Raw genomic sequence first — 19,947 nt, 5'->3', positions numbered from 1 at the left:
CCGCGGGCGGGAGCACCCCTCCCGCCCGCGGGCCACGGAGCTGAGCATCATGACCTCTGCAACCCTCGCCCGGCCGAAACCGCGCCGGGACTGGCTTCCCGGCACGCTGTTCCTGCTGCCGACGTTCGCGTTGTTCGCGCTCTTCGTCGTCTACCCGATCGTCTACAACGTCCAGGCCAGCACGCTCGACTGGGACGGCGTCAACGTCGGCGAGTTCGTCGGGCTCGGCAACTACACCGAACTGCTCAAAGACCCGATTTTCGTCACCACGCTGAAGAACTCCGGCTGGTGGATCCTGCTGACCATCGTGCCGCAGGCGCTGATCGGCTTCTTCCTGGCGCTGCTGCTCAACGAGAAGATCCGCGGCCGTTCGATCTACCGGGCCATCTTCTTCGTCCCCGCCGTGCTCTCGCCGGTCGTGGTCGGCATCGTCTGGCAGCGGATGCTCGACCCGTTCAACGGTGTCTTCGCCAAGATCGGCCGGGCCACCGGGCTGGAGTTCCTGACCAAGGGCTACCTGGCCGACCCCAAGACCGCCATCTTCGCGGCCATCGTGGTCAACGTCTGGATGTGGACCGGCTTCTCGATGCTGTTCTACCTGGCCGGCCTGCAGCTCATCGACGACAGCGTGCTCCAGGCGGCGAAGATCGACGGCGCGAGCACCTGGAAGACGGTCACCGCCATCATCTGGCCGCTGCTCAAGTCGACCCACCTGTCGCTGCTGCTGCTCGGCATCATCGGTTCGCTGAAGACCTTCGAGCTGGTCTACGTGCTCACCGAGGGCGGGCCCAACCACGCCTCCGAGATGCTGCCGACCTACACCTTCAAGCAGGCGTTCCAGCTGCAGAGCGTCGGCTACGCGTCCACCATCAGCGTGGTGCTGCTGGTCATCGCGGTGGTCAGCTCGCTGTCGATGGTGCGCGCGTTCGGCTCGGGCTTCCTCACCGGAGATGACAAGAAATGACCATCACCGACCAGCCCCAGACCAAGCCGGCCCCCACGGCGACAACCGATTTGCCCGTACGGGGGAAGAAGCGCCGCCCCCACTGGGCGCACCTGATCCTGACCCCGATGGCGGTGCTCTGGCTCATCCCGATCGTCATGGTGCTCGGGTTGTCGCTGCTGCCCACCTCGAACCCGTCGACCACGGCGTACGGGCTCTTCCCGGCCGAACCCTCGTTCGGCAACTACATCGAGATCTGGACCAACAACCCGATCCTGCGGAATCTGATCAACAGCGCGCTCATCACCGTGCCGTCGGTGCTGCTGGTGATGCTGTTCGGCTCGATGACCGCGTTCGCCCTGGCCCGGTTGCGGGTGCCGCTCAAGGCGGTCATCTTCGGGGCCCTGACCCTGGCCCTGATCCTGCCCATGTCGAGCATCGTGGTCTCGGTCTTCAAGATCCTGCAGAGCATGGGCCTCTACAACAACCTGCTCGGCCTGGTGCTGGTCTACACGGCACTCGGCCTGCCGTTCGCGGTCATCATCATCCGTACGTCGTTCCTGGCCGTGCCCGAGGAGATGTACGAGGCGGCCGTGCTCGACGGCGCCAACAAGTTCAGCGTCTACTGGAAGATCTATCTGCCGCTGAGCAAGCCGGCCCTCGCGGTCGTGGCCGTGTGGCAGTCCATGTCGAGCTGGAACGACTTCCTGCTCCCGCTGGTCACGTTGCAGGACAACGAGCTCAAGCCGCTGACGCTGATCCCGCTGGCCTACCGCGGGGTGTTCCTGAGCCAGCCCGGCGCGCTGTTCGCGATCCTGGTGCTCATCTCGATCCCGATCGTGGTGGTCTTCCTGGCCGTGCAGCGGCACCTGGTCAACGGCCTGTCCGGAGCGATCAAATGAGCCTGCTCGGCCTCGACCTCGGCACCAGCGGCGTGCGCGCCGTGGCGGTCGACCACGCCGGCCGCGAGCTGGCCGGGGCGGCGCGGTCAACGACGCTCGCCCGCCCCGGTCCCGGCCTGGTCGAGACCGACACCGAAGAGGTCCTGGCCGCGTCGATCGCGGTGCTGGCCGAGGTGGCCGCGCACCCGGCCGTGCGGGCCGACCCGCCCGAGGCGCTCTCGTTCAGCGTGCAGGGTGAGGCGGTCGTGCCGGTCGGCGCCGACGGGGTCGCCCGGGCGCCGGCCCCGGTCAGCATGGACCGCCGCGGTGCCGCCCTCGCCGCCCGGGTCGCGGCCGAGCTGGGCGAGGACACGATTCAGCGGATCACCGGGCAACCGGCGCACCCGATGTTCTCGGTCTACAAGGTCGCCGGCTGGACGGGCGCGACGGGCCTGCGCTGTCTCGGCGACTACGTTGCGGCCCGGCTCGGGGCCCGGCCCGCCATCGACACCAGCATGGCTGCCCGCACCGGCACGTACGACGTGGACGCCGGTGCCTGGTCGGCCGCGATCCTCGGGGCCACCGGCGTCGACGAGCGGCTGCTGCCCGAAGTGGTCGCTCCCGGCACGGTCGTCGGCAAGCTGACGACCGCGATCGACGGTCTTGTGGCCGGGCTGCCGCTGGTGGCCGGCGCGCACGACCAGGCGGCGGCCTACCTCGGCGGCGGAGGGCGGACCGGGGAACGAAGCGTGGTCAGCTTCGGCTCCAGCGACTGCCTCACCGTGGGCACCACGGCCCGGCCCCGCGCGCTGGTGGGGACGGGCCTGGCGACGTACGCGATGGGTTCGAGCGGCTGGCTCACGCTGGCCGGCACCGCGGCCGGTGGGTGGGCGCTCGACTGGTTCGCCCGGCTGACCGGCGGTGACCCGGACGAACTGTTCGAGCAGGCCGCGTCCGAGCCGCCGCGCGTGCTCGTGCTCCCGTACTTCGCCGGGTCGGGCACCCTCGACAACGACCCCCTCGCTCGCGGGGCCGTGGTCGGGCTCGACCTGAACACCAGCCGCGAGGATCTGGCCCGCGCGTTCCTCGAGTCGTTCGGCTTCGAGATCCGCAAGATCGTGGCGGCGCTGGGCGAGCGGGACATCGACCCCGGGGCCGTGCACGCGGTGGGCGGCGGGGCACGCAGTTCGCGCTCGCTGGGCATTCGCGCGTCGGCTGCCGGTCGGCCCCTTACGCCCGTACGGGGAAATGCCTCGGCTCGTGGTGCGGCGCTGCTCGCGGGAGTGGGCCTCGGGCTGTACCCGTCGATCGACGCTCTGCCCGCACCCGACGCCGGTCCGGCGCTGACCCCCGACCCCGCGACCACCGACTGGTACGCCGCACAGGCGCGGCGCTTCCGTGACCTCTATCCGACCCTGATCCCGCACGACCGCAGCTACCCGGAAACGCCGGACCTGCCGGAAACAAAGGAGCAACCGTGACCGACCTCGACCTCCAGGCCGTCAAGCAGAGCGTGCTGGACTACTGCCTGCTGTCGATGCAGTACGGCCTCAACTTCAACACCCAGGGCAACATCAGCGTACGGCTCGGCGAGAACCGCTTCCTCATCACGCCGACCGACCTGGAGTACGACCGGATGACCGCCGACGACATGGTCGTGGTCGACGCCGACGCCAACGTCCTCGGCGGCCCGCACCAGCCGTCCTCCGAGGTCACCGTCCACCTGGCCGTCTATCGCCGCCGCCCCGACGTGAACGCGATCGTGCACACCGAACCGGTCTTCGCCAACGTGTTCGGCGTCGCCGGCGAACCCATCACCGGCGCGCTGGTCAACATGGTCATCTACACCAAGGGTGACGTGCCGATCATGCCGTTCGCGCTGAGTAACCGCACCGAGTTCGGCGACGCCATGTGCGACGTGATGGGCGACCTCAACGCGGTCGTCTGGGCCAACCACGGGCTGCTGACCGTCGGCGACAACCTGCGCGACGCGTTCAAGACCACGGTCGCCGTCGAGAGCGCGGCCAAGGTGCTGGTGCACGCCCGCGCCCTGACCGACAAGCCGATCGTCCTGGACTACAAGTCCCTCGGCATCACCGGGTCGCTCTGATGGCCCTCGTCACCCTGCGCCAGGCGCTCGACCAGGCCCGCTCCGGCGGCTACGCGGTCGGCGCGTTCAACGTCAGCGACGTGCTGCAGGCCGAGGCCGTGCTCGACGCGGCGGCCGAGGCCGAATCGCCGGTCATCCTGGCCTCGCTGGCCGGCGTCACCGCGCACGCGAGCGACGAACGGTTCTGGGCCGGCCTGCACCGGCTCATCGACGGCTACCCGCAGCTGCCGATCGTGCTGCACCTCGACCACGGGCCCACGTACGAGACGTGCGTGCGGGCCATGGACAACGGGTTCAGCAGCGTGATGATCGACGGCAGCCTCAACCACGACGGCCGGCCCGCCACCTTCGACGAGAACGTGGCCGTCACCGCCAAGGTCGCTGCCGTGGCCCACCCGCGCGGCATCTCGGTCGAGGGCGAGCTCGGCACGATCGGCGGCTCCAAGACCGACGGATCCCGGGCGGCGATCGTGCTGGCCGACCCCGACCAGGCGCGCGAGTTCGTGGCCGCGACCGCCGTCGACGCGCTCGCGGTGGCCATCGGCACCTCGCACGGGGCGTACAAGTTCGACTCCCCGCCCGACGGCTCGGTGCTGCACATGGCCCTGATCGAGAAGATCGCGGCCCAGGTCCCCGAGACGCACCTGGTCATGCACGGCTCGTCGTCGTTGCCGGCCGAGCTGCGCGAGCAGAACAACCGCCACGGCGCGGGCCTGCCCGAGTCGTGGGGCGTGCCGGACGCCGAGAAGGTCCGCTCGATCGCCATGGGCGTCCGCAAGATCAACCAGGGGATGGACTCGCACCTGGCGTTCAGCGGGGCCGTCCGCGAATCGCTCGGCACCGACGGGCTCAACGTCGACCCCGCCCCCTATCTGCGCGCCGGTCGCGAGGCGATGCAGCGCATGGTCGCGGCCCGGATGCGGCTGTTCGGTTCGGCCGGTCAGGCCGGCTACATCGGGGGGAGCCAGTCATGATCGATCACGTCTACCTCGTCGCCAACGGCGACCAGCGCCTGTCGGCGAACCGGCTCTGCTGGCCCGCCCAGCAACGGTTCGAGGCGCTGCTGGTGGCCGCGCTGGAGGCTCGCGGCGTCACCGTCACCCGGGCCCACCCAGCCGAGACGCCGGAGGGCCACGGCTTCATCGCGTCGCAGGCCCAGGGACTGACCGTGTTCGCCGGCATTCCGGCCGACGCGCCGGTCGTGATGGCCGAAGGCGTCTGGATGTTCTCGCAGCAGGTGCTGGGTGGCCTGCTGCGGCACCGCGGCCCGGTGCTGACCGTCGCCAACTGGGAGGGGGAGTGGCCCGGACTGGTCGGCCTGCTCAACCTCAACGCCTCGCTGGCCAAGGCGGGCCGCGCGTTCGAGACGGTGTGGAGCCGCACCTTCGACGACGACTGGTTCTCCGACCGGCTCGGCGAGTGGCTGCGCGACGGCATCATCCGGCACGACGTGTCGCACGTGAAGCCGTTCGACGGCTCCTCGGTCGGCGGCCGCGCCCGCGAGGTGGCCGGCGAGGTCGTGGCCGGCATCCGCGCCCGGGGCGTCATCATGGGCGTGCTCGACGAGGGCTGTATGGGCATGTACAACGGCATCATCCCCGACGAGCTGCTGTTCCCGCTGAGCGTCTTCAAGGAGCGGCTGTCGCAATCGGCCCTGTACGCCGAGACCCTGCTCGTCGCCGAGGAGGAGGCGGCGCGGTCGCTCGACTGGCTCACCGAACGCGGGATGACGTTCCACTTCGGCACTGATGCCGAGACCGAGCTGACCCGCGAGCAGGTGATCCTGCAATTGCGGATGTACGCGGCCATCGCGCGCATGGCCGACCGGTTCGGTGTCGACGTGATCGGCATCCAGTACCAGCTCGGCCTGGCCGACGTGCTGCCCGCCTCCGATCTCGCCGAGGGGCTGCTCAACAACGCCGAACGGCCGCCGGTGACCCGGGCCGACGGCAGTGTCATCCGCGACGGCGAGCCGATCACCCTGTTCAACGAGGCCGACGAGGGCTCCGGGCTGGACGCGCTGCTCACCACGAGGATCAGCCGGGCGCTCGGCCAGCCGGTGGAGACGACCCTGCACGACGTACGGTGGGGGGACGCCGACGCCAGCGGCACGGTCGACGACTTCGTGTGGGTCTTCGAGATCTCCGGTGCCGTCCCACCCTCGTTCAACGTCGGCGGCTATGCCGGCACCGATTCGAGGCGCCAGCCCCCGCTCTACTTCAAGATGGGCGGTGGCACCGTGCGTGGCGTCTCCCGCCCCGGCGAGCTGGTCTGGTCGCGCATCTGGGTCGAGGGCGGCGAACTGCACATGGACCTCGGCCGGGCCACCGTGGTCGAACTGCCGGCGGCCGAGACCGAACGCCGCTGGGCCGCGACCACGCCCGAGTGGCCGATCATGCACGCTGTGCTGCACGGGGTGAGCCGCGACCAGTTCATGGCCCGCCACAAGTCCAACCACATCCAGGTCAGCTACGCGCTGGACGCGGCCGCCGCCGACGAGGTGCTGGCGGCCAAGGCGCTCGCCGCGCAGCAGCTCGGCCTGAACGTCAACCTCTGCGGGATCCAGGAGGACTGAGTGGACGTGTTTCTCGGCGTCGACGTCGGCACCGCCAGCACCAAGGGCGTGGCCGTCTCGGCGGACGGCCGGGTCGTCGCCCGGGCCCAGGTCGCGCACGGCACCAGCAACCCGCGACCCGGCTGGTTCGAGCACGACGCGGAAACCGTCTGGTGGGCCGACTTCCGGCGCGTCATCGGAGAGCTCACCACCGAGACCCGGCACCGTCCGGCCGGGCTCGCGGTCAGCGGGATCGGCCCGTGCCTGCTGCCCGCCGACGAGGATGGCCGGCCCCTGCGGCCGGCCATCCTGTACGGCATCGACACCCGCGCGTCGGAAGAGATCGAGCTGCTCACCTCGCGGTGGGGTTCGGAGGCGATCGTCGAGCGCGGCTCGGTGCTGACCTCGCAGGCGATCGGGCCGAAGCTGCTGTGGCTGTCTTTGCGGGAGCCGTCGGTCTTCGCGGCCACCCGCAAGCTGTTCATGGCGAGCTCGTTCCTGGTGCACCGCCTGACCGGGGCGTACGTGCTCGACCACCACTCGGCCAGCCAGGTCAGCCCCCTGTATGACCAGCGGAGCGGCACCTGGGACGAGAAATGGTGGGACGAGATCGCGCCGTCGGTGCAGCGCCCGCCGCTGGCCTGGGCCAACGAAGTCGCCGGCCGGGTGACGCCGTCGGCGGCCGCGGCGACCGGGCTGCCTGTCGGGTTGCCGGTGACCGCGGGCACGATCGACGCCTGGGCCGAGGCCGAGAGCGTGGCCGTGCGCGACCCCGGCGACGTGATGCTGATGTACGGCAGCACGATGTTCCTGATCGCGATGGCCGACCGCCGGTTGACCAGTGCCCACCTGTGGCCCGCGGTCGGGGTGCGTCCCGCGGTCACCTGTCTGGCCGGCGGCATGGCCACGGCCGGCTCGGCCACGGCGTGGCTGTCCGACCTGACCGGCGCCGATTTCGCGTCCCTCACCACCGAGGCCGCCGACGTCCCCGCCGGCAGTGAGGGCCTGCTGATGCTGCCCTACCTGGCCGGCGAGCGGACGCCCATCTTCGACCCCCGGGCCCGGGGCGTGGTGGCCGGGCTGACCCTGGCCCACACCCGGGGCCACCTCTACCGGGCGGCGCTGGAGGGCGTGGCCTTCGGCGTACGGCACAACCTGGCCGCGATGACTTCGGCAGGCGTTCGGCCTGCCCGTGTTGTTCCCGTCGGCGGAGGCACCACCGGCGACCTGTGGACCCACATCGTCAGCGACGTGACCGGCCTGGAACAGGTGCTGCCCCGCGAGACGGTCGGCGCCGCCTACGGTGACGCGATGCTGGCCGCCGAGGCGGTCGGGGCGGCCACCGCGTCCGAGACCGCGGCCTGGAACCCACCCGTACGCCACATCAAGCCCGACCCGGCCGTGGCCGGCCTCTACGACGCTCGTTTCGACGACTACCTGGAGTTGTACCGCTCGACGGCCCCGCTGATCCACCGCCTCGGAGAGGATGCGACCGGGTAGGTCCTTCGGCCCTGCCGCTGCGGGTTCGGCTGCGGAACGCTCAAGGGGGAAGGACTGATCGCTCGGACCTGTTGCGGCACCGGGTCCCGCCGGACCCCACCGCCCATGCACGCCGCCTCCCGGACACGGATCCGGCCGAGCGGCCGGGAACGGTCACCGAGGTGATGTCGCCCGGCCACGGTGACGGGGGATTACGCCGACGAGTCCGCGCGGGCGGTCGTCACTGTCCTCGCCCGTACGGTGCCCGGTGTGGTTTCGGTCCGCACCGAGGTGCCGACGGCCTGACCGGTGGCCCGGCCGTCGGTTCCGGCTCAGTGGTCGCCGTGGGCCACGGCGACGGTGCAGGCGGCGTGGCGCAGCAGGTGCTGGCTGACCGAGCCGAGCACCATGCCGCGCACGGCGCCACGTCCCCGGGTGCCGACCACCAGCAGCTGAGCGTCCCTGCTCGCCTCGACCAGCGCGGCCGCCGGGTGCTCGACCACGGCCTCGGCGGTGATGGAAAGCTCCGGGTGCTTCCGCCGCCAGTCGGCGACGAGTTCGTCGAAGGGGCGGCGCTCCTGTCCGGTCACCGCGCGGGCGACCATCGGGCTCTCCTCCCAGATGCCGGTCACGGGGGGCCAGGCTCGGATCACGCGGAGCGCGACGTTGCGGGCGACGGCCTCCTCCACGGCGAACGCGAGGGCGAGCTGCGCCGGCGCGGAGTCGTCAACGCCGACCACCACCGGCGCGTCCGCGGCCGGGTCGCCCCGCACCACGACGACGGGGCACTTGGCGTGGGCGCTGACGGCCACGCTGACCGAGCCGAGCAGGCCGGTGACGGCGCTGTGTCCCCGGCAACCGAGCACGATCAGGCTCGAGTCGGCGGAGCGGCCGATGAGCTCGAGCGCGGCGCTGTTGTGAACAAAGGTGATGTGGGTGGGCACCGACGGGTGGGTCTGCTTGGCCAGGGCGACGGCCTCGTGCAGCGCGCCGCGGATGGCCCGGTCGGTCTCGCCGTCGGGCCAGACCGACGGCGCCGGAACCGTCGAGGTCGCCGGCAGCCAGGTCGGCCACTCGTAGGCGTACAGGAATTCCACCGGGGCGCCGGTGCGCAACGCTTCGTCCAAGGCCCATCGGGCGGCTGCCTTGGCGTCCGGGGAGCGGTCGTAGCCGACGGTGATTCTGCGGGCGGTCATGATGGCGTCTCCTCTCGGGAGGGTCGTGCCGGGCTGTTCCCGTCAGGCCGGGCGCGGCCGGACGACGTGGACGGGGCAGGCGGCGTGATGCAACAGCTGTAGGGTCGTGGAGCCGAGGAACGCGCCGGCGAGCAGTCCGTGGCCGCGGTGTCCGACGATGACCAGGCGGGCGTGCCGGGACGCTCGTTCGAGGGCGAACCCGGCGCTCTCGTGGGTCACCACGGTGGTGATCGGGACGTCCGGGTATTTGGCGGTCCAGGGGGCGAGCTGTTCCTCGAGCCGCTCACGCTCGGCGGCATCCTGCTCGGGGGTGTCCACCGTTGGCGGTGCCACGTCGGACAGCCACAGCGGGATGACCGGCAGGTAGCTGCGCACGATGGTCAGCGGGCAGTTCTGCTCGGTGGCCGCGGTGAAGGCGGTGTCCATGACCAGGTCGGCGGAGGGCGAGTCGTCCATCCCGACCGCGATCGGTCCACCGGCGGTGGCGGCGTGACCGCGGACCACGACGACGGGGCAGGCGGCGTGGGTGGCGACGCGCTGGCTGACCGAGCCGAGCAGCAGCCCGGCGAAGCCGCCGCGGCCGCGGCTGCCCAGCACCAGAAGTTCGGCTTCGCGCGCGGCTTCGAGCAGCCGAGGGGTGGCCTGCCCGATCAGGGTGCTGGTCTCGATGGTGACGTCCGGCGCGATCTCACGGGCCCGGTCCCAGGCCGCGGCCACGACCGCCTCGGCCAGTTTGCGGGCGACATCGACGTATTCGTTGCCGGCGGAGTAACGCGCCTCCTGCCAGTCCCAGTCGAAGGCGTACACGATCCGCAGGGGCCGACGGCGGCGCGCGGCCTCGTGCGCGGCCCAGTCCACGGCGACGGTGCTCGGCTCGGTGCCGTCGGTCCCGACGACGATGGCTCTGGTCCTCATGGCTCCTCCTTCTCGAGCTCTCCTTTCATCGTGATCCGTGTCGATATTCCGCAGGCAGTGCGTGAGGTCCCGTACCGGCAGGACTTCCGGCCCGCGTATCGGGCGTGCGTCAGCGTCCGGCCGTCCCGACCCGCACGCTCCACGGCACTGAGGGGCGCCGGGTCAGGGCCGGCGGCGCTTTGTGAGGGTTCTGTGCAGGAACCGGGGAGACCACGGAGTTCGGGGCTTCGCGGTGGTTGGATCCGGCGCATGTGGAAGTCAGTGAAGGGCGCCGCCTATTCGCTCTACGCGCGGCGTCTCCGGGCCCAGTTGGACGGCGCGAGCCTGCCGCGGCACGTGGCGATCGTGATGGACGGGAACCGGCGCTGGGCGCGTCAGGCCGGGTTCGCCGACACCCGGGTCGGGCACCGCTACGGCGCCGAGCACCTCGACGAGGTTCTTCAGTGGTGCGCCGACATCGGTATCAAGCACGTGACCGCGTTCGTGGCGTCCGTCGACAACCTGCGGAAGCGGGACTCGGGTGAGGTCGACAACCTGATGCGCATGATCGAGGAGGTCGTCGCCGAGCGGCTGACCCGGTCGTCCAGCGTCTGGCAGGTGCACACGGCGGGCCGGCTCGACGTGCTGCCCGACTCCACCCGGCACGCGCTCAAGCTGGCCGAGGAAGCCACCCGGCACCACGAAGCCGGGTTCCACCTCAACGTGGCCATCGGCTACGACGGGCGCGAGGAGATCCTCAACGCGATCCGTTGCCTGCTGGAGGAGGAGGGGCGAGCCGGGCACAGCATCGACGACATCGCCCAGCGGCTGAGCGCCGACCAGATCGCCACCCACCTCTACACCAGCGGGCAGCCCGACCCCGACCTGGTCATCCGGACCAGTGGCGAACGGCGCATGTCCGGTTTCCTGCTCTGGCAGGCCGCCTACTCCGAGCTGCATTTCACCGACGTCTACTGGCCGGGCTTCCGGAAGGTCGACTTCCTGCGGGCGCTGCGGTCCTACGCCGCGCGCCACCGCCGCTTCGGCGCCTGAAACCGGCCGCTCAGCGGGGGAGCAGGTGCTACGACGCGGAACGGCCGCCAGGGGCATACCGTTCGTATGCCCCTGGCGGGTGGTGCGACGAGCTTCTAGAAGTGGGCGTGACCGTGCACGTCGACCGCGGCCGGAGCGGAGCGGGCGGCGGCGGCCGCGGGGCGCGGCGGGATCGAGGAGATGTCCTGGGCGAAGGTCGCCACCGCGGTCGCGACGGCGTCGGCGTTCGTGTCGAGGGCGAACGTGTTCACGTTGCCGACCAGCTTGTACTTCTTGCGCAGCTGGGCATAGACGGCCTTGTCGGCGCCGTCGCGTTCGGGCGTGAAGCTGTCGCATGCCTGGTGGTAGCACGGGTCGTAGGCCACCCCGGCGATGCCGCCCCACTTGGTGACGTCGTCGGCGGTCTTCTCGACCTCGGCCCCGGTGAACAGGCCGCCGGCCGGGATGCCGGTGCCGATGAACGGGCCGTAGTCGGAGCGGCCGGTGAAGTCGGAGGCCGCCGTGGCCTGCTTGCGGGCCGCGAAGAACTTCAGGAAGACCTGCTCGATCTGGGCCGAACCGGCCGGCCCGGGACCGGCGCCGGTGGCGGCCGAGTCGTCACCGTCGTACACACCGAATGTGTAGTTGGGTGAGCCGATCATGTCGAAGTTCAGATACAGCTTGATCTTCGCGTGGTCGGCCTCGGACAGGCTGTTCACATAGAACGTCGAGCCGACCAGGTTGGCCTCCTCGGCGCCCCACCATGCGAACCGCAGCTTGTTCTTCGTCTTGAGGTTGCGGGCCTGCAGCGCGGTTTCGAGGATGCCGGCGCTGCCGGTGCCGTTGTCGTTGATGCCCGGCCCGGCCGGAACCGAGTCGAGGTGGGCGCCGGTCATGACGACGTTGTCGGCGTTGCCGTACCGCGATTCGGCGATGACATTCTCGGTCTGGCGCACCTCGGCCACGGTGTCGGTCGTGATGGTGACGGTCAGGCCCGCCGTGCCGGCGAACGCGACCCCCTGCGGGTAGGACACCGCGATGACCGGGATGCCGACCGGGTCGCCGAGCGTGCCGAGGAAGAGTTCCTGCCGGTCGGGCGTATCGGTGTTGCCCTGGTTCATCATGATGACGCCGATCGCGCCGGCCGCCTCCGCGTTGGCCGCCTTGACGCCGAAGTTGCAGGTGCCGCGCTGCACGAGTGCGATCTTGCCGGCGACACCCACGAAGTCGGCGGCCTCACAGCCCGAGCTGCTGGTGTTCGGCGTGGTCAGCTGCAGGTCGACCGGGACGACGGCGCCGGTGGCGGTGCCCGGGCCCGAGCAGTCCATGACGTCGTAGTCGACCTGATCCACGTACGTGGTCGGGGTGGGTGCAGTTTGCGCGAACGAGGAAGCGTCGTCCTCGCAGAAGTTGAACGAGAACGGCTGGCGGGTCACCTTGTAACCCGCCGCCCGCATCAGCGTCGCCACATAGTCGGCGCTGCGGGTGAACCCGGGCGTTCCCGAAGCCCGGGTGTTGCCGTTGAGCTTGGCGATCGCCTGGAAGGCCACCAGATGCCGCATGACACCGGCCAGGGTGACGGCCTTCGCCAGGTCCTTCGTGGAATTGCCGGAAGCCTGTGCGGGCTGCGCGACGGTGAATCCGCCCAGCAGCACGGCCACGGCGGTCACCGATAACAGACGAATGGAGCGAGACACCACGTTGTGCTCTCCTCTGCTTCAGAGATGATCGTGATATCCACCAACCTAAATTAATCGATTGGTTGACCGGCACCACCATTTGACGGAGCGCTGCCTCGCACTTCGAGGTGGTGCGGCACGATGATCCGGCGCGCGGGCGGCGGATCATCGCGGCGGCTGACCCGCTCGGCCAGGCAGGACAGGGCGGCGCCGGCCAGCGCGGCCTTGTCGGGCGAGACGGTCGTCAGCGCGGGATTGGCGTACCGGCCGTCCTCGATGTCGTCAAAACCGGCCACCGCGATATCACCCGGCACGCTCAGCCCGCGTTCGATCGCGACGTGCATGGCGCCGAGGGCGAGCTGGTCGCTGAAGCAGAACACGGCGTCGACCCGGGCGCCGCCGTCGAGCAGCCGGTGCATCGCCGCGGCGCCGTCGGCCCGGTGCAGGCTCTCCACGTCAAGTTCCAGTTCCTTCCCGTACGGGATTCCGGCCGCGGCCAGCGCCTGCCGGTATCCCTGGGCCCGCCGTGCCGCCGTGCCGTTCTCGAGGTGTGGCTGCAGCCCGATGGCGGCGATGCGGGTGCGGCCGCTCGCGATCAGGTGGGTGGTCATGGCGGCGGCCGCGGCCACGTTGTCGATGGCGATGTGGTCGTAGAGGCCCTCGGCGTCCTGCTCGCCCAGCAGCACGAGCGGGGCGCTGTCGGGCCGGCGGGTCAGCTCGGCCGGCGACAGGGCCCACGGGCTCACGATCAAGCCGTCGACGGCCTGACCGCGTACGCCATCGAGCAGTTCTCTTTCCCGGGAGGGATCTCCGCCGGTCTGCTGCACCAGAAGCGTCCACTCGTACGTCTCGGCGCCGTCGGCCAGATGCCCCGCCAGCTCGCCGAAATAGGGCGAAGCGATCTCGGGCAGCACGAGCGCGACCAGCCCCGACCGACCGCCGCGGAGGTGGCGCGCGGCGGCGTTCGGCTTGTACTGCATCTCGTCCAGCACCCGCTGCACGCGCTCACGGGTCTCGGGCGCGACCAGCGGAAAGCCGGACACCACGTTCGACACCGTGCGGACGGAGACGCCGGCGCGCTCGGCGACCTGCCTCAGGTTGGCTCCCACGCGGCCATCCTACCCAGCACTTGCAACGTGGCATGCCACGTTGCAATATGAGAGTCATGAATGTTGGCGAAGCCGCCCGCGAGGCGATCTACACCGATGGCATCACCGCCCTGCGCGGCGCGTTCAGCGCTTCCTGGGCCGACACCATGCGCGAAGACATCGAGACCGCGTTCGCCGAGGCCAAGGACCGCCCCGGCGGCGCCGTGGGCCGCGGCCCGAAGCGGTACTACGTGGAAATTCACCCGGAACAACTACGCGGCTTCGTCGATCTGGTGACCCATCCGTGGGTGACCGCGGTCTGCACCGCTGTGCTGGGCCCGCAGTACGAGATCGTCGAGCTCGGCTTCGACATCCCGTTCGCCGGTGCGGTCAACCAGCCGTGGCACCGCGACTTCCCGATGCCCGCCGTCACCCGCGACGAGGGCCGGCTCAACTCGCTCGCCTTCAACCTGACCGGCGTCGACACCACCGACGACATGGGCCCGTTCGAGATCGCCCCCGGAACCCAGTTCGACGACAGCCCCGAGTTCGGCCACGAGATGTTCCCGCCGAAGCCGCACTACGCCCGCTACAACGAACTGGCCGTCCGCAAATACCCCCAGCGCGGCGACATCTCGGCCCGCTCGGCGCTGACCATCCACCGCGGCACCGCGAACCGGTCCGAGCTGTCCCGCCCGGTGCTGGTGCTGGGCGTGGACGCCCCCGACGCCACGAACGGCGACAAACACGACATGGCCGTGACCCGCCCCTATTGGGAGGCGCTGCCGCCGGAGGTCCGCGACCACCTGCGCTGCCCCGTGGTCGACAAGCTGACCCCGATCACCCAGAAGCACACCATCGAGGGCCTGGTGATGGGCGAGGCCTGACCCCCGATTCTGGTCGCGTCCTGTCCATGTACGGGGCCGGATCCGGTCGCGGTTCGGCTTTGTCACGCCCATGGCCGGGCTGGTTCCTGGTTCTGGTTTGGTTGCGTGGTGGGTCGGGGTTGGTTCCTGGTTCTGGCTTGGTTACGCGGCGGGCCGGAGCCAGTCCTGGTTCTCGCGCAGCACCGTGAACCCGGCCGACTTGTAGAGCGCCACCGCCCCCACGTTGGCCGACGGCGTCACCACAGCGACCGCGCTCGCCCCACGCCCGGCGAGCGCGGCGCACACACCCCGTACGACATCGCGCCCGTAACCGTGCCCCCGGTGATCCTCATGCGTGCCCACCGGTTCGAGCAGCCCGCACCGCCCCACCCCCGCGAACCACCCGGTCGCCGCGGCCGCCGGCTCGCCCGACGGCGTGCGCACCAGCATTTCGACGGCCAGCCCCGCCGCGGGCGAAGCGTGCATCCGCTGCCACTTGTCGAGCGTGAAAATGGAGTTCGCAAACGAGGCCCTCTGAACCAGAACCCGATCCCCGGCCGATGCGTAGTCAACCGCTTCGGCCCGGCTCTCCACCGCCCGAGGCGCCCAGGACATGACCGACCAGCGTTCCTCGTCGCGCCCCCACCCCGGCATGGGCACACCGTCCACCGCCCGGTCATCCCCCTCGGCCAGGTCGGCCGCCAGAGCCTGCCGGTCGGCCCCCGGCGCCGCAGTCACCCGCAGCACGCCACCATCGGAATAGCCCGCCGCCACCGGTTCGTCGTCGACGGTCCAGAGCAGAAACTCCGCCCCGTCGAACCGTGTCTGCCACCCGAGATCCCCCGGATGCACACCTCCGCCCGGCGCATCCACGGGCATCCACTCAGCGAGCGGCCGGAGAGCTCGCCCCAGGTCAGCCGTACCCAGTCGGTGCCGTACAAGAGACCCCATAGCCCGGCACCGTAGCCAGCCCGCCCCGCCGCCGCGACGCATTTTCAGCGAACCGGGCTCACGTCAGCGGAGGGGCTGTGGACGACAGCGAGAAAGTGTCAGACCCGCCTGGTTGACTCACCCCACCCAGTGACCGGGGTGGGGTGTGTAGGGGAGTGGCGTGGCTGTGGATGGCGGCGGAAAAGTGTCGGACCCGCCTGGTTGACTCGCCCCACCCAGTGACCGGGGTGGGGTGTGTAGGGGAGTGGCGTGGCTGTGGATGACCACGGAAAAGTGTCAGACCTGCCTGGTTTGCTCACCCCACCCAGTGAACGGGGTGGGGTTTGCAGGGCCGGCCATAGTTTCCGGGGGCGCGGTCGGCCGGGGTCTGGTTGAGTGGGGAGATCCGACTCGAGGAGGCTGTCATGGGCAATCACGTCTACCGGCTCACCGAGGTCGTCGGGAGCAGCCAGGAGAGCGTCGACGACGCCATCCGCACGGCGATCCGCAAGGCGGCCCAGACCGTACGCAATATCGAGTGGTTCGAATCGCAGGAGATCCGGGGCCAGGTCGTTGACGGTGACGTCGCCTACTTCCAGGTCCGTGTGAAGATCGGCTTCCGCGTCGAGGACTGACAAAGCCTAGGACTGACAGAACAGTGCCGAGGGAGCACATGGCGGCTCCCTCGAGCACGTACTAATACCCGCTCCAGGGCGTATTTCTGACTCCGCCGGCGCCTGCCCGCGATGCGAATGTGGGCCGTTGCACCGCAACCGTCGACGAAACACGCCCGTAGGGAACATCGCCATGAACCGTGCGGCACAAGGAATCCTGACCGTAACCCTCATCGCTGCCGTGGCGGCGAACGGAACCGTCGCGCGTGCTCAGCCGAGGGCGCCCTCGACGAACCTCGGGTGGCAGACCGACGAGGACGGCGACGGCCTCACCCGTGAGGTCGAAGCCGCCGCGGGGACCTGCTCCTCCCGTACGGCTTCGGCGCCGGGTGTGGATTGTGCCGCCCTGGCCGACCCCAGAGACACCGACGGCGACGGCATCTCGGACCGGATGGAACTGGTGGGGACACCGTCGCTTCCGCTGCCGTCGTGGGGCGCCGATCCACGGCACAAGGACCTCTTCGTCGAGGTCGACTTCATGCGCCGCACGCTGGCTGAGAACAACGCCGGGACACGGCGCTTCATGAGCGCGGCGGTGGCTCGCAAGTTCGCGGAGTTCTACGGCGACCACGCGACCACCGACCCCGTGGTGCGGGCCCGGCACGCGGCCTCGCTGCAGAACCCCGACGGCAAACCCGGTATCTCGGTTCATCTGGACATCGGCCGGGCGCCCGAGACCGCGGCCGACGCGACGATCTTCGGGGACTGGGGCGGATATACGGCCGTGGACGCGGTCAAGGAGGGCGACACCTACCGGGGGGTGCGCGCGAGCCAGGCCTGGCCGATCCACATGCGGGCCGAGCGGCGCGGCATCTTCCGCTACCACCTCGCCTACAGCGGTGGCGGTGGACAGACCGCGCCCGGTTTCACGGCGTCGTACAACTTCGACAGCTCGTTCGTGGCGCCGCACGAGACCGGTCACTCACTCGGGCTGGGGCACGCCGGCGTCTACGGTCTCGAACCGGACGTGAACTGCAAGCCGAACTATCCCAGCATGATGAACTACGCCTTCGGCTCGGGATCGACCGGTTTTGCCGACGGCCGGATCACCGAGGGGCCCACCCTCAACAATCTGTCGGTCCAGGAGCACGGTGTGGCGGCCAACGCCTCGGACGCGTTCTTCGACCGGCTGACGACCGTGTTCGGCTACTACGTGGACCGGGTGCGGGGTCACGTCGACTGGAACCGCGACGGTGAGTTCGCGCCGGCCGGGGAGTACGTCAGCGCCTACGTGAATCTGTCGCTGGGCGGTGGCGGCTGCGAGTACACCCGGTGGAACAAGACCCGGGTCGCCGATCTGCGGAGTGCCCAGTCGCCGGCCCTGGTGCGGCATTCCGGCCGGCTGTACGCGTTCGTGGTGTCGAACGGTCAGGTCCGCTACTCGACGTCGGCCTCGGCGTGGGCCTGCCCGGAACCGGAGCCGCAAGGCTGCCGGGGCGCGACCTGGTCGAGCTCGCAGGGTGCGGGCGCTCCCGGCCGCATGGTGACGGTCGACGCGGCCGAGGTCGGTTCCGCGACACGGCCGGTGCTGCTGGTCGTGGCCGGCGACGACCAACGCAACCTGTGGCAGCGGCGCAGCGTCACGGTGGCCGGCCAGGAGCAGTGGACGCCGTGGACGCGGCTCTCCGGACAGGCTTTACCCGGCAGCGGCCCGACGATCGTCCGCGACTCCACCCGTACGCTGGTGTTCGCGGTGGCCCCGGACAACCGGTACGTGACCTGGAACGCCGGAAGCGCCGGAGTCACGGGACTTCCGGCCCCGATCTTCTCCTCGGCCGGAGGCGCGTTGTCCCGCCCGGCCGGCTCGATGTTCCGTCCCGGCGCGGTGATCGCGACGCTCAACGGGCAGGCCGGCCTCTACGCGCTGTTCGCTGGTGCCGACGACAAGCTGGACCTGTGGTACCGCAACCTGGGGACGCGCCGCTGGGAGAAGACCGACCTCATGGAGAGCCGGCCGGGACCGGTCGCGGGTGCGCCCGCGATGGCGTGGGTTCCGCCGGGCCGGATCAGCGAGCAGGGCCGTCTCTACATCGTCTACGCCCGCGGTTCCGACCGGGTCGCCCGCATGATGATGTCCCACGTCCGGGTCACCGGTGGCGTGAAGCGGCAGCGGGTGGGCCTCGACGTCCACTTCGACAACAAGTGGCGTACGGCCTCGGGCGTCGACCTGTTCTACGAGAAGCCGTTCAGCATCAACGTGGCCGCCGCCATCACCTATGCGAGCAGCGGGGAGGTGTGGCTGCACCCCAAGGCCGACGGGATCAACAACAACGCGTACCGCAACTACGACGACTGGTCGGTCCTGCGGGTCGGGGTCTGCAAGGACGTCGTCAACCCGGGCGGGCTGGTGAGCAACCCGATCCGCTGTTGATCCCTGACGGTGCACCGCAGTCAGTGCAGCCAGTTCGACCGGGTCTCGCTGGTGTTGCCGCCGGCCACGTCACCGTTGCTGACGCGGGAACTGTTCTACACGGCTGTACTCGGGCCAGGAGCGGCCTGCGCATCGTGGGTTCCGAGGAGGCCGTACGGGTGGCCGTCACGACGCCCATCGCCCGCGCGAGTGGCCTGTTTTCCTCGGCGGTCCAGCGTTGCTGGGCGGTGAGCGCCCTGGCGTTCCCGTTGCATTCCGCGCTGCCACTTCAGGCGTGCGGGCTTCTCATGTGGCTCGTGGTGCCCAGGTCCTTTGTGTGTCGGATCGTCACATCCGGGCTCGTAGCACGTCGAACTCGCAGCCCGGGGCGGACGGGTCGAAGCCGTGCTCGATCAGCCAGCGTGACGCGCACAGGCTGCGCAGCGACCACCAGGCGCGGATCACGTCGACGTCGACATCGGTGCCGTAGCCGGCCAGCAGATCGTCCAGGCGGTCCTCGTGGCCGAGGGTCAGGGTGGCCAGGTCGTGCAGGGCGTTGCCCCGGCCCGCCTCGGACCAGTCGATGATGCCGGTGACTTCGTCGTCCTCGGTGAACACGTGACTGATCTGCAGGTCGCCGTGGGCGAAAACCGGCTCCCACGGCCCGAGCGCGACCTCGGCGATCTCCCGGTTGCGCGCGACCAGATCGGCCGGAAGCAGCCCCCTCGCGACCAGCAGTTCACATTCGGTGTCGAGTTCGGCCGCCGTCTCGTCGCGGTTCGGACCGGGCCAGGGCGGCAGCGGCGCTTCGTGCAACGCCCGGATGGCAGCACCGGCCGCGGCCCACGCCGCCGGCGAGGCGGTCGACGGCTTCCCGAGGCGCCCGAGGGCCTGACCACGCACGGCAGCGATCGCCAGCGCGGGCGGTTGATACCACCGGATCTCCGGCGTCGGTACCGGTGCCAGGGCCATCGCCTCGACCTCGACGTCGGTGCGTCGCCGGTCGGAGTCGACCTTCAGAAAAACGTCACCCACGCGCAGGGTCGCGCGTTCGGTGTGGGCCACCACCACTTGGACCTCGTTCATGACGCCATCCGCGTGGCCCGTTGGCGCAGCGTCATTCGGTTTAGCTGGGCGTCGGATCGTTCGGGTGGTGTCTTCGGTTTGCCGGGCGTTGGGCCGTTCCGAGGGTGTGTTCGGGTGACGTTTTCGGTTTGCCGGGTGTCGGCCGTTCCGGGGGTGTGTTCGGGTGGTGTCTTCGGTTTGCCGGG

Annotated in this window: 17 protein-coding genes; 11 read left to right on the top strand and 6 right to left on the bottom strand. The window is 70.3% G+C overall.

Annotation, left to right across the window (positions count from 1 at the left end):
• Positions 1–49: 49 nt before the first annotated feature.
• From JIG36_RS34555 to JIG36_RS54365, 7 genes are read left to right on the top strand one after another with little or no spacing between them, the layout of a single operon-like run.
• Complete coding sequence (locus JIG36_RS34555; protein WP_203380613.1) at positions 50–964, top strand: carbohydrate ABC transporter permease; 915 nt, start codon at positions 50–52, stop codon at positions 962–964.
• Positions 961–1,845, top strand: coding sequence for a carbohydrate ABC transporter permease (locus tag JIG36_RS34550; RefSeq protein WP_203380612.1), 885 nt, complete (start codon positions 961–963; stop codon positions 1,843–1,845). Before JIG36_RS34555 ends, JIG36_RS34550 begins: the two co-directional genes overlap by 4 nt.
• Complete coding sequence (locus JIG36_RS34545) at positions 1,842–3,305, top strand: FGGY-family carbohydrate kinase (protein ID WP_203380611.1); 1,464 nt, start codon at positions 1,842–1,844, stop codon at positions 3,303–3,305. Before JIG36_RS34550 ends, JIG36_RS34545 begins: the two co-directional genes overlap by 4 nt.
• Positions 3,302–3,934, top strand: coding sequence for a class II aldolase/adducin family protein (locus tag JIG36_RS34540; RefSeq protein WP_203380610.1), 633 nt, complete (start codon positions 3,302–3,304; stop codon positions 3,932–3,934). The genes JIG36_RS34545 and JIG36_RS34540 overlap by 4 nt, the downstream gene beginning before the upstream one ends.
• Positions 3,934–4,908, top strand: a complete 975-nt coding sequence (locus JIG36_RS34535) for a ketose-bisphosphate aldolase (RefSeq protein WP_203380609.1) — start codon at positions 3,934–3,936, stop codon at positions 4,906–4,908. Before JIG36_RS34540 ends, JIG36_RS34535 begins: the two co-directional genes overlap by 1 nt.
• Entirely contained in the window at positions 4,905–6,509 is a 1,605-nt protein-coding gene (locus JIG36_RS34530) for a fucose isomerase (protein WP_203380608.1), read from the top strand. Before JIG36_RS34535 ends, JIG36_RS34530 begins: the two co-directional genes overlap by 4 nt.
• Positions 6,510–7,988 (top strand): FGGY-family carbohydrate kinase, encoded by a 1,479-nt coding sequence (locus JIG36_RS54365; protein ID WP_203380607.1) that lies wholly within the window; start codon positions 6,510–6,512, stop codon positions 7,986–7,988. It begins immediately after the preceding gene.
• A gap of 311 nt (positions 7,989–8,299) precedes the next feature.
• On the opposite strand, the gene JIG36_RS34520 is transcribed toward JIG36_RS54365, so the two are convergent.
• Positions 8,300–9,163: a universal stress protein gene (locus tag JIG36_RS34520; protein ID WP_203380606.1), complete on the bottom strand. Its 864-nt coding sequence runs from the start codon at positions 9,161–9,163 to the stop codon at positions 8,300–8,302.
• 42 nt (positions 9,164–9,205) lie between these two features.
• Positions 9,206–10,078, bottom strand: a complete 873-nt coding sequence (locus tag JIG36_RS34515) for a universal stress protein (RefSeq protein WP_203380605.1) — start codon at positions 10,076–10,078, stop codon at positions 9,206–9,208.
• Between the two features lie 249 nt (positions 10,079–10,327).
• Here JIG36_RS34515 and uppS point away from each other — a divergent pair, with 249 nt between their 5' ends.
• The gene (gene uppS, locus JIG36_RS34510; RefSeq protein WP_203380604.1) at positions 10,328–11,110 is read left to right on the top strand and encodes a polyprenyl diphosphate synthase; all 783 of its coding nucleotides are present in this window, start codon (positions 10,328–10,330) and stop codon (positions 11,108–11,110) included.
• A gap of 95 nt (positions 11,111–11,205) precedes the next feature.
• Here uppS and JIG36_RS54360 read toward each other — a convergent pair whose 3' ends face one another.
• Positions 11,206–12,759: a M28 family peptidase gene (locus JIG36_RS54360; protein WP_307873026.1), complete on the bottom strand. Its 1,554-nt coding sequence runs from the start codon at positions 12,757–12,759 to the stop codon at positions 11,206–11,208.
• 80 nt (positions 12,760–12,839) lie between these two features.
• Complete coding sequence (locus JIG36_RS34495) at positions 12,840–13,877, bottom strand: LacI family DNA-binding transcriptional regulator (protein WP_203380603.1); 1,038 nt, start codon at positions 13,875–13,877, stop codon at positions 12,840–12,842.
• Positions 13,878–13,933: 56 nt separating this feature from the next.
• Here JIG36_RS34495 and JIG36_RS34490 point away from each other — a divergent pair, with 56 nt between their 5' ends.
• The gene (locus tag JIG36_RS34490; protein ID WP_236048716.1) at positions 13,934–14,743 is read left to right on the top strand and encodes a phytanoyl-CoA dioxygenase family protein; all 810 of its coding nucleotides are present in this window, start codon (positions 13,934–13,936) and stop codon (positions 14,741–14,743) included.
• Positions 14,744–14,884: 141 nt separating this feature from the next.
• Here the strand turns inward: JIG36_RS34490 and JIG36_RS34485 are convergent, their stop codons facing one another.
• Positions 14,885–15,601, bottom strand: coding sequence for a GNAT family N-acetyltransferase (locus tag JIG36_RS34485; RefSeq protein ID WP_236048715.1), 717 nt, complete (start codon positions 15,599–15,601; stop codon positions 14,885–14,887).
• Positions 15,602–16,077: 476 nt separating this feature from the next.
• On the opposite strand from JIG36_RS34485, the gene JIG36_RS34480 reads away from it, so the two are divergent.
• Both JIG36_RS34480 and JIG36_RS34475 read left to right on the top strand, forming a co-directional pair.
• The gene (locus tag JIG36_RS34480) at positions 16,078–16,287 is read left to right on the top strand and encodes a dodecin (protein ID WP_202992302.1); all 210 of its coding nucleotides are present in this window, start codon (positions 16,078–16,080) and stop codon (positions 16,285–16,287) included.
• 172 nt (positions 16,288–16,459) lie between these two features.
• On the top strand, positions 16,460–18,697 hold the full coding sequence (locus tag JIG36_RS34475) for a hypothetical protein (protein ID WP_203380600.1): 2,238 nt from the start codon (positions 16,460–16,462) through the stop codon (positions 18,695–18,697).
• A 327-nt stretch (positions 18,698–19,024) separates the two neighbouring features.
• Here the strand turns inward: JIG36_RS34475 and JIG36_RS34465 are convergent, their stop codons facing one another.
• Positions 19,025–19,762 (bottom strand): phosphotransferase, encoded by a 738-nt coding sequence (locus tag JIG36_RS34465; protein WP_203380598.1) that lies wholly within the window; start codon positions 19,760–19,762, stop codon positions 19,025–19,027.
• Between the last annotated feature and the right edge of the window lie 185 nt (positions 19,763–19,947).

Origin of the sequence: Paractinoplanes ovalisporus (assembly GCF_016834655.1) — a bacterium.
In the GTDB taxonomy this organism is placed as follows: domain Bacteria; phylum Actinomycetota; class Actinomycetes; order Mycobacteriales; family Micromonosporaceae; genus Actinoplanes; species Actinoplanes ovalisporus.
This window is presented reverse-complemented; position numbering and strand designations above follow the sequence as displayed.

Bases quoted from the DNA above. Each gene is read 5' to 3' on its own strand.
- JIG36_RS34535 (WP_203380609.1), top strand. From the start codon at position 3,934: ATGGCCCTCGTCACCCTGCGCCAGGCGCTCGACCAGGCCCGCTCCGGC.
- JIG36_RS34520 (WP_203380606.1), bottom strand. From the start codon at position 9,163: ATGACCGCCCGCAGAATCACCGTCGGCTACGACCGCTCCCCGGACGCC.
- JIG36_RS34545 (WP_203380611.1), top strand. From the start codon at position 1,842: ATGAGCCTGCTCGGCCTCGACCTCGGCACCAGCGGCGTGCGCGCCGTG.
- JIG36_RS34530 (WP_203380608.1), top strand. From the start codon at position 4,905: ATGATCGATCACGTCTACCTCGTCGCCAACGGCGACCAGCGCCTGTCG.
- JIG36_RS34485 (WP_236048715.1), bottom strand. From the start codon at position 15,601: ATGCCCGTGGATGCGCCGGGCGGAGGTGTGCATCCGGGGGATCTCGGG.
- JIG36_RS34480 (WP_202992302.1), top strand. From the start codon at position 16,078: ATGGGCAATCACGTCTACCGGCTCACCGAGGTCGTCGGGAGCAGCCAG.
- uppS (WP_203380604.1), top strand. From the start codon at position 10,328: ATGTGGAAGTCAGTGAAGGGCGCCGCCTATTCGCTCTACGCGCGGCGT.
- JIG36_RS34465 (WP_203380598.1), bottom strand. From the start codon at position 19,762: ATGAACGAGGTCCAAGTGGTGGTGGCCCACACCGAACGCGCGACCCTG.
- JIG36_RS34475 (WP_203380600.1), top strand. From the start codon at position 16,460: ATGAACCGTGCGGCACAAGGAATCCTGACCGTAACCCTCATCGCTGCC.
- JIG36_RS34555 (WP_203380613.1), top strand. From the start codon at position 50: ATGACCTCTGCAACCCTCGCCCGGCCGAAACCGCGCCGGGACTGGCTT.
- JIG36_RS34515 (WP_203380605.1), bottom strand. From the start codon at position 10,078: ATGAGGACCAGAGCCATCGTCGTCGGGACCGACGGCACCGAGCCGAGC.
- JIG36_RS34490 (WP_236048716.1), top strand. From the start codon at position 13,934: ATGAATGTTGGCGAAGCCGCCCGCGAGGCGATCTACACCGATGGCATC.
- JIG36_RS34550 (WP_203380612.1), top strand. From the start codon at position 961: ATGACCATCACCGACCAGCCCCAGACCAAGCCGGCCCCCACGGCGACA.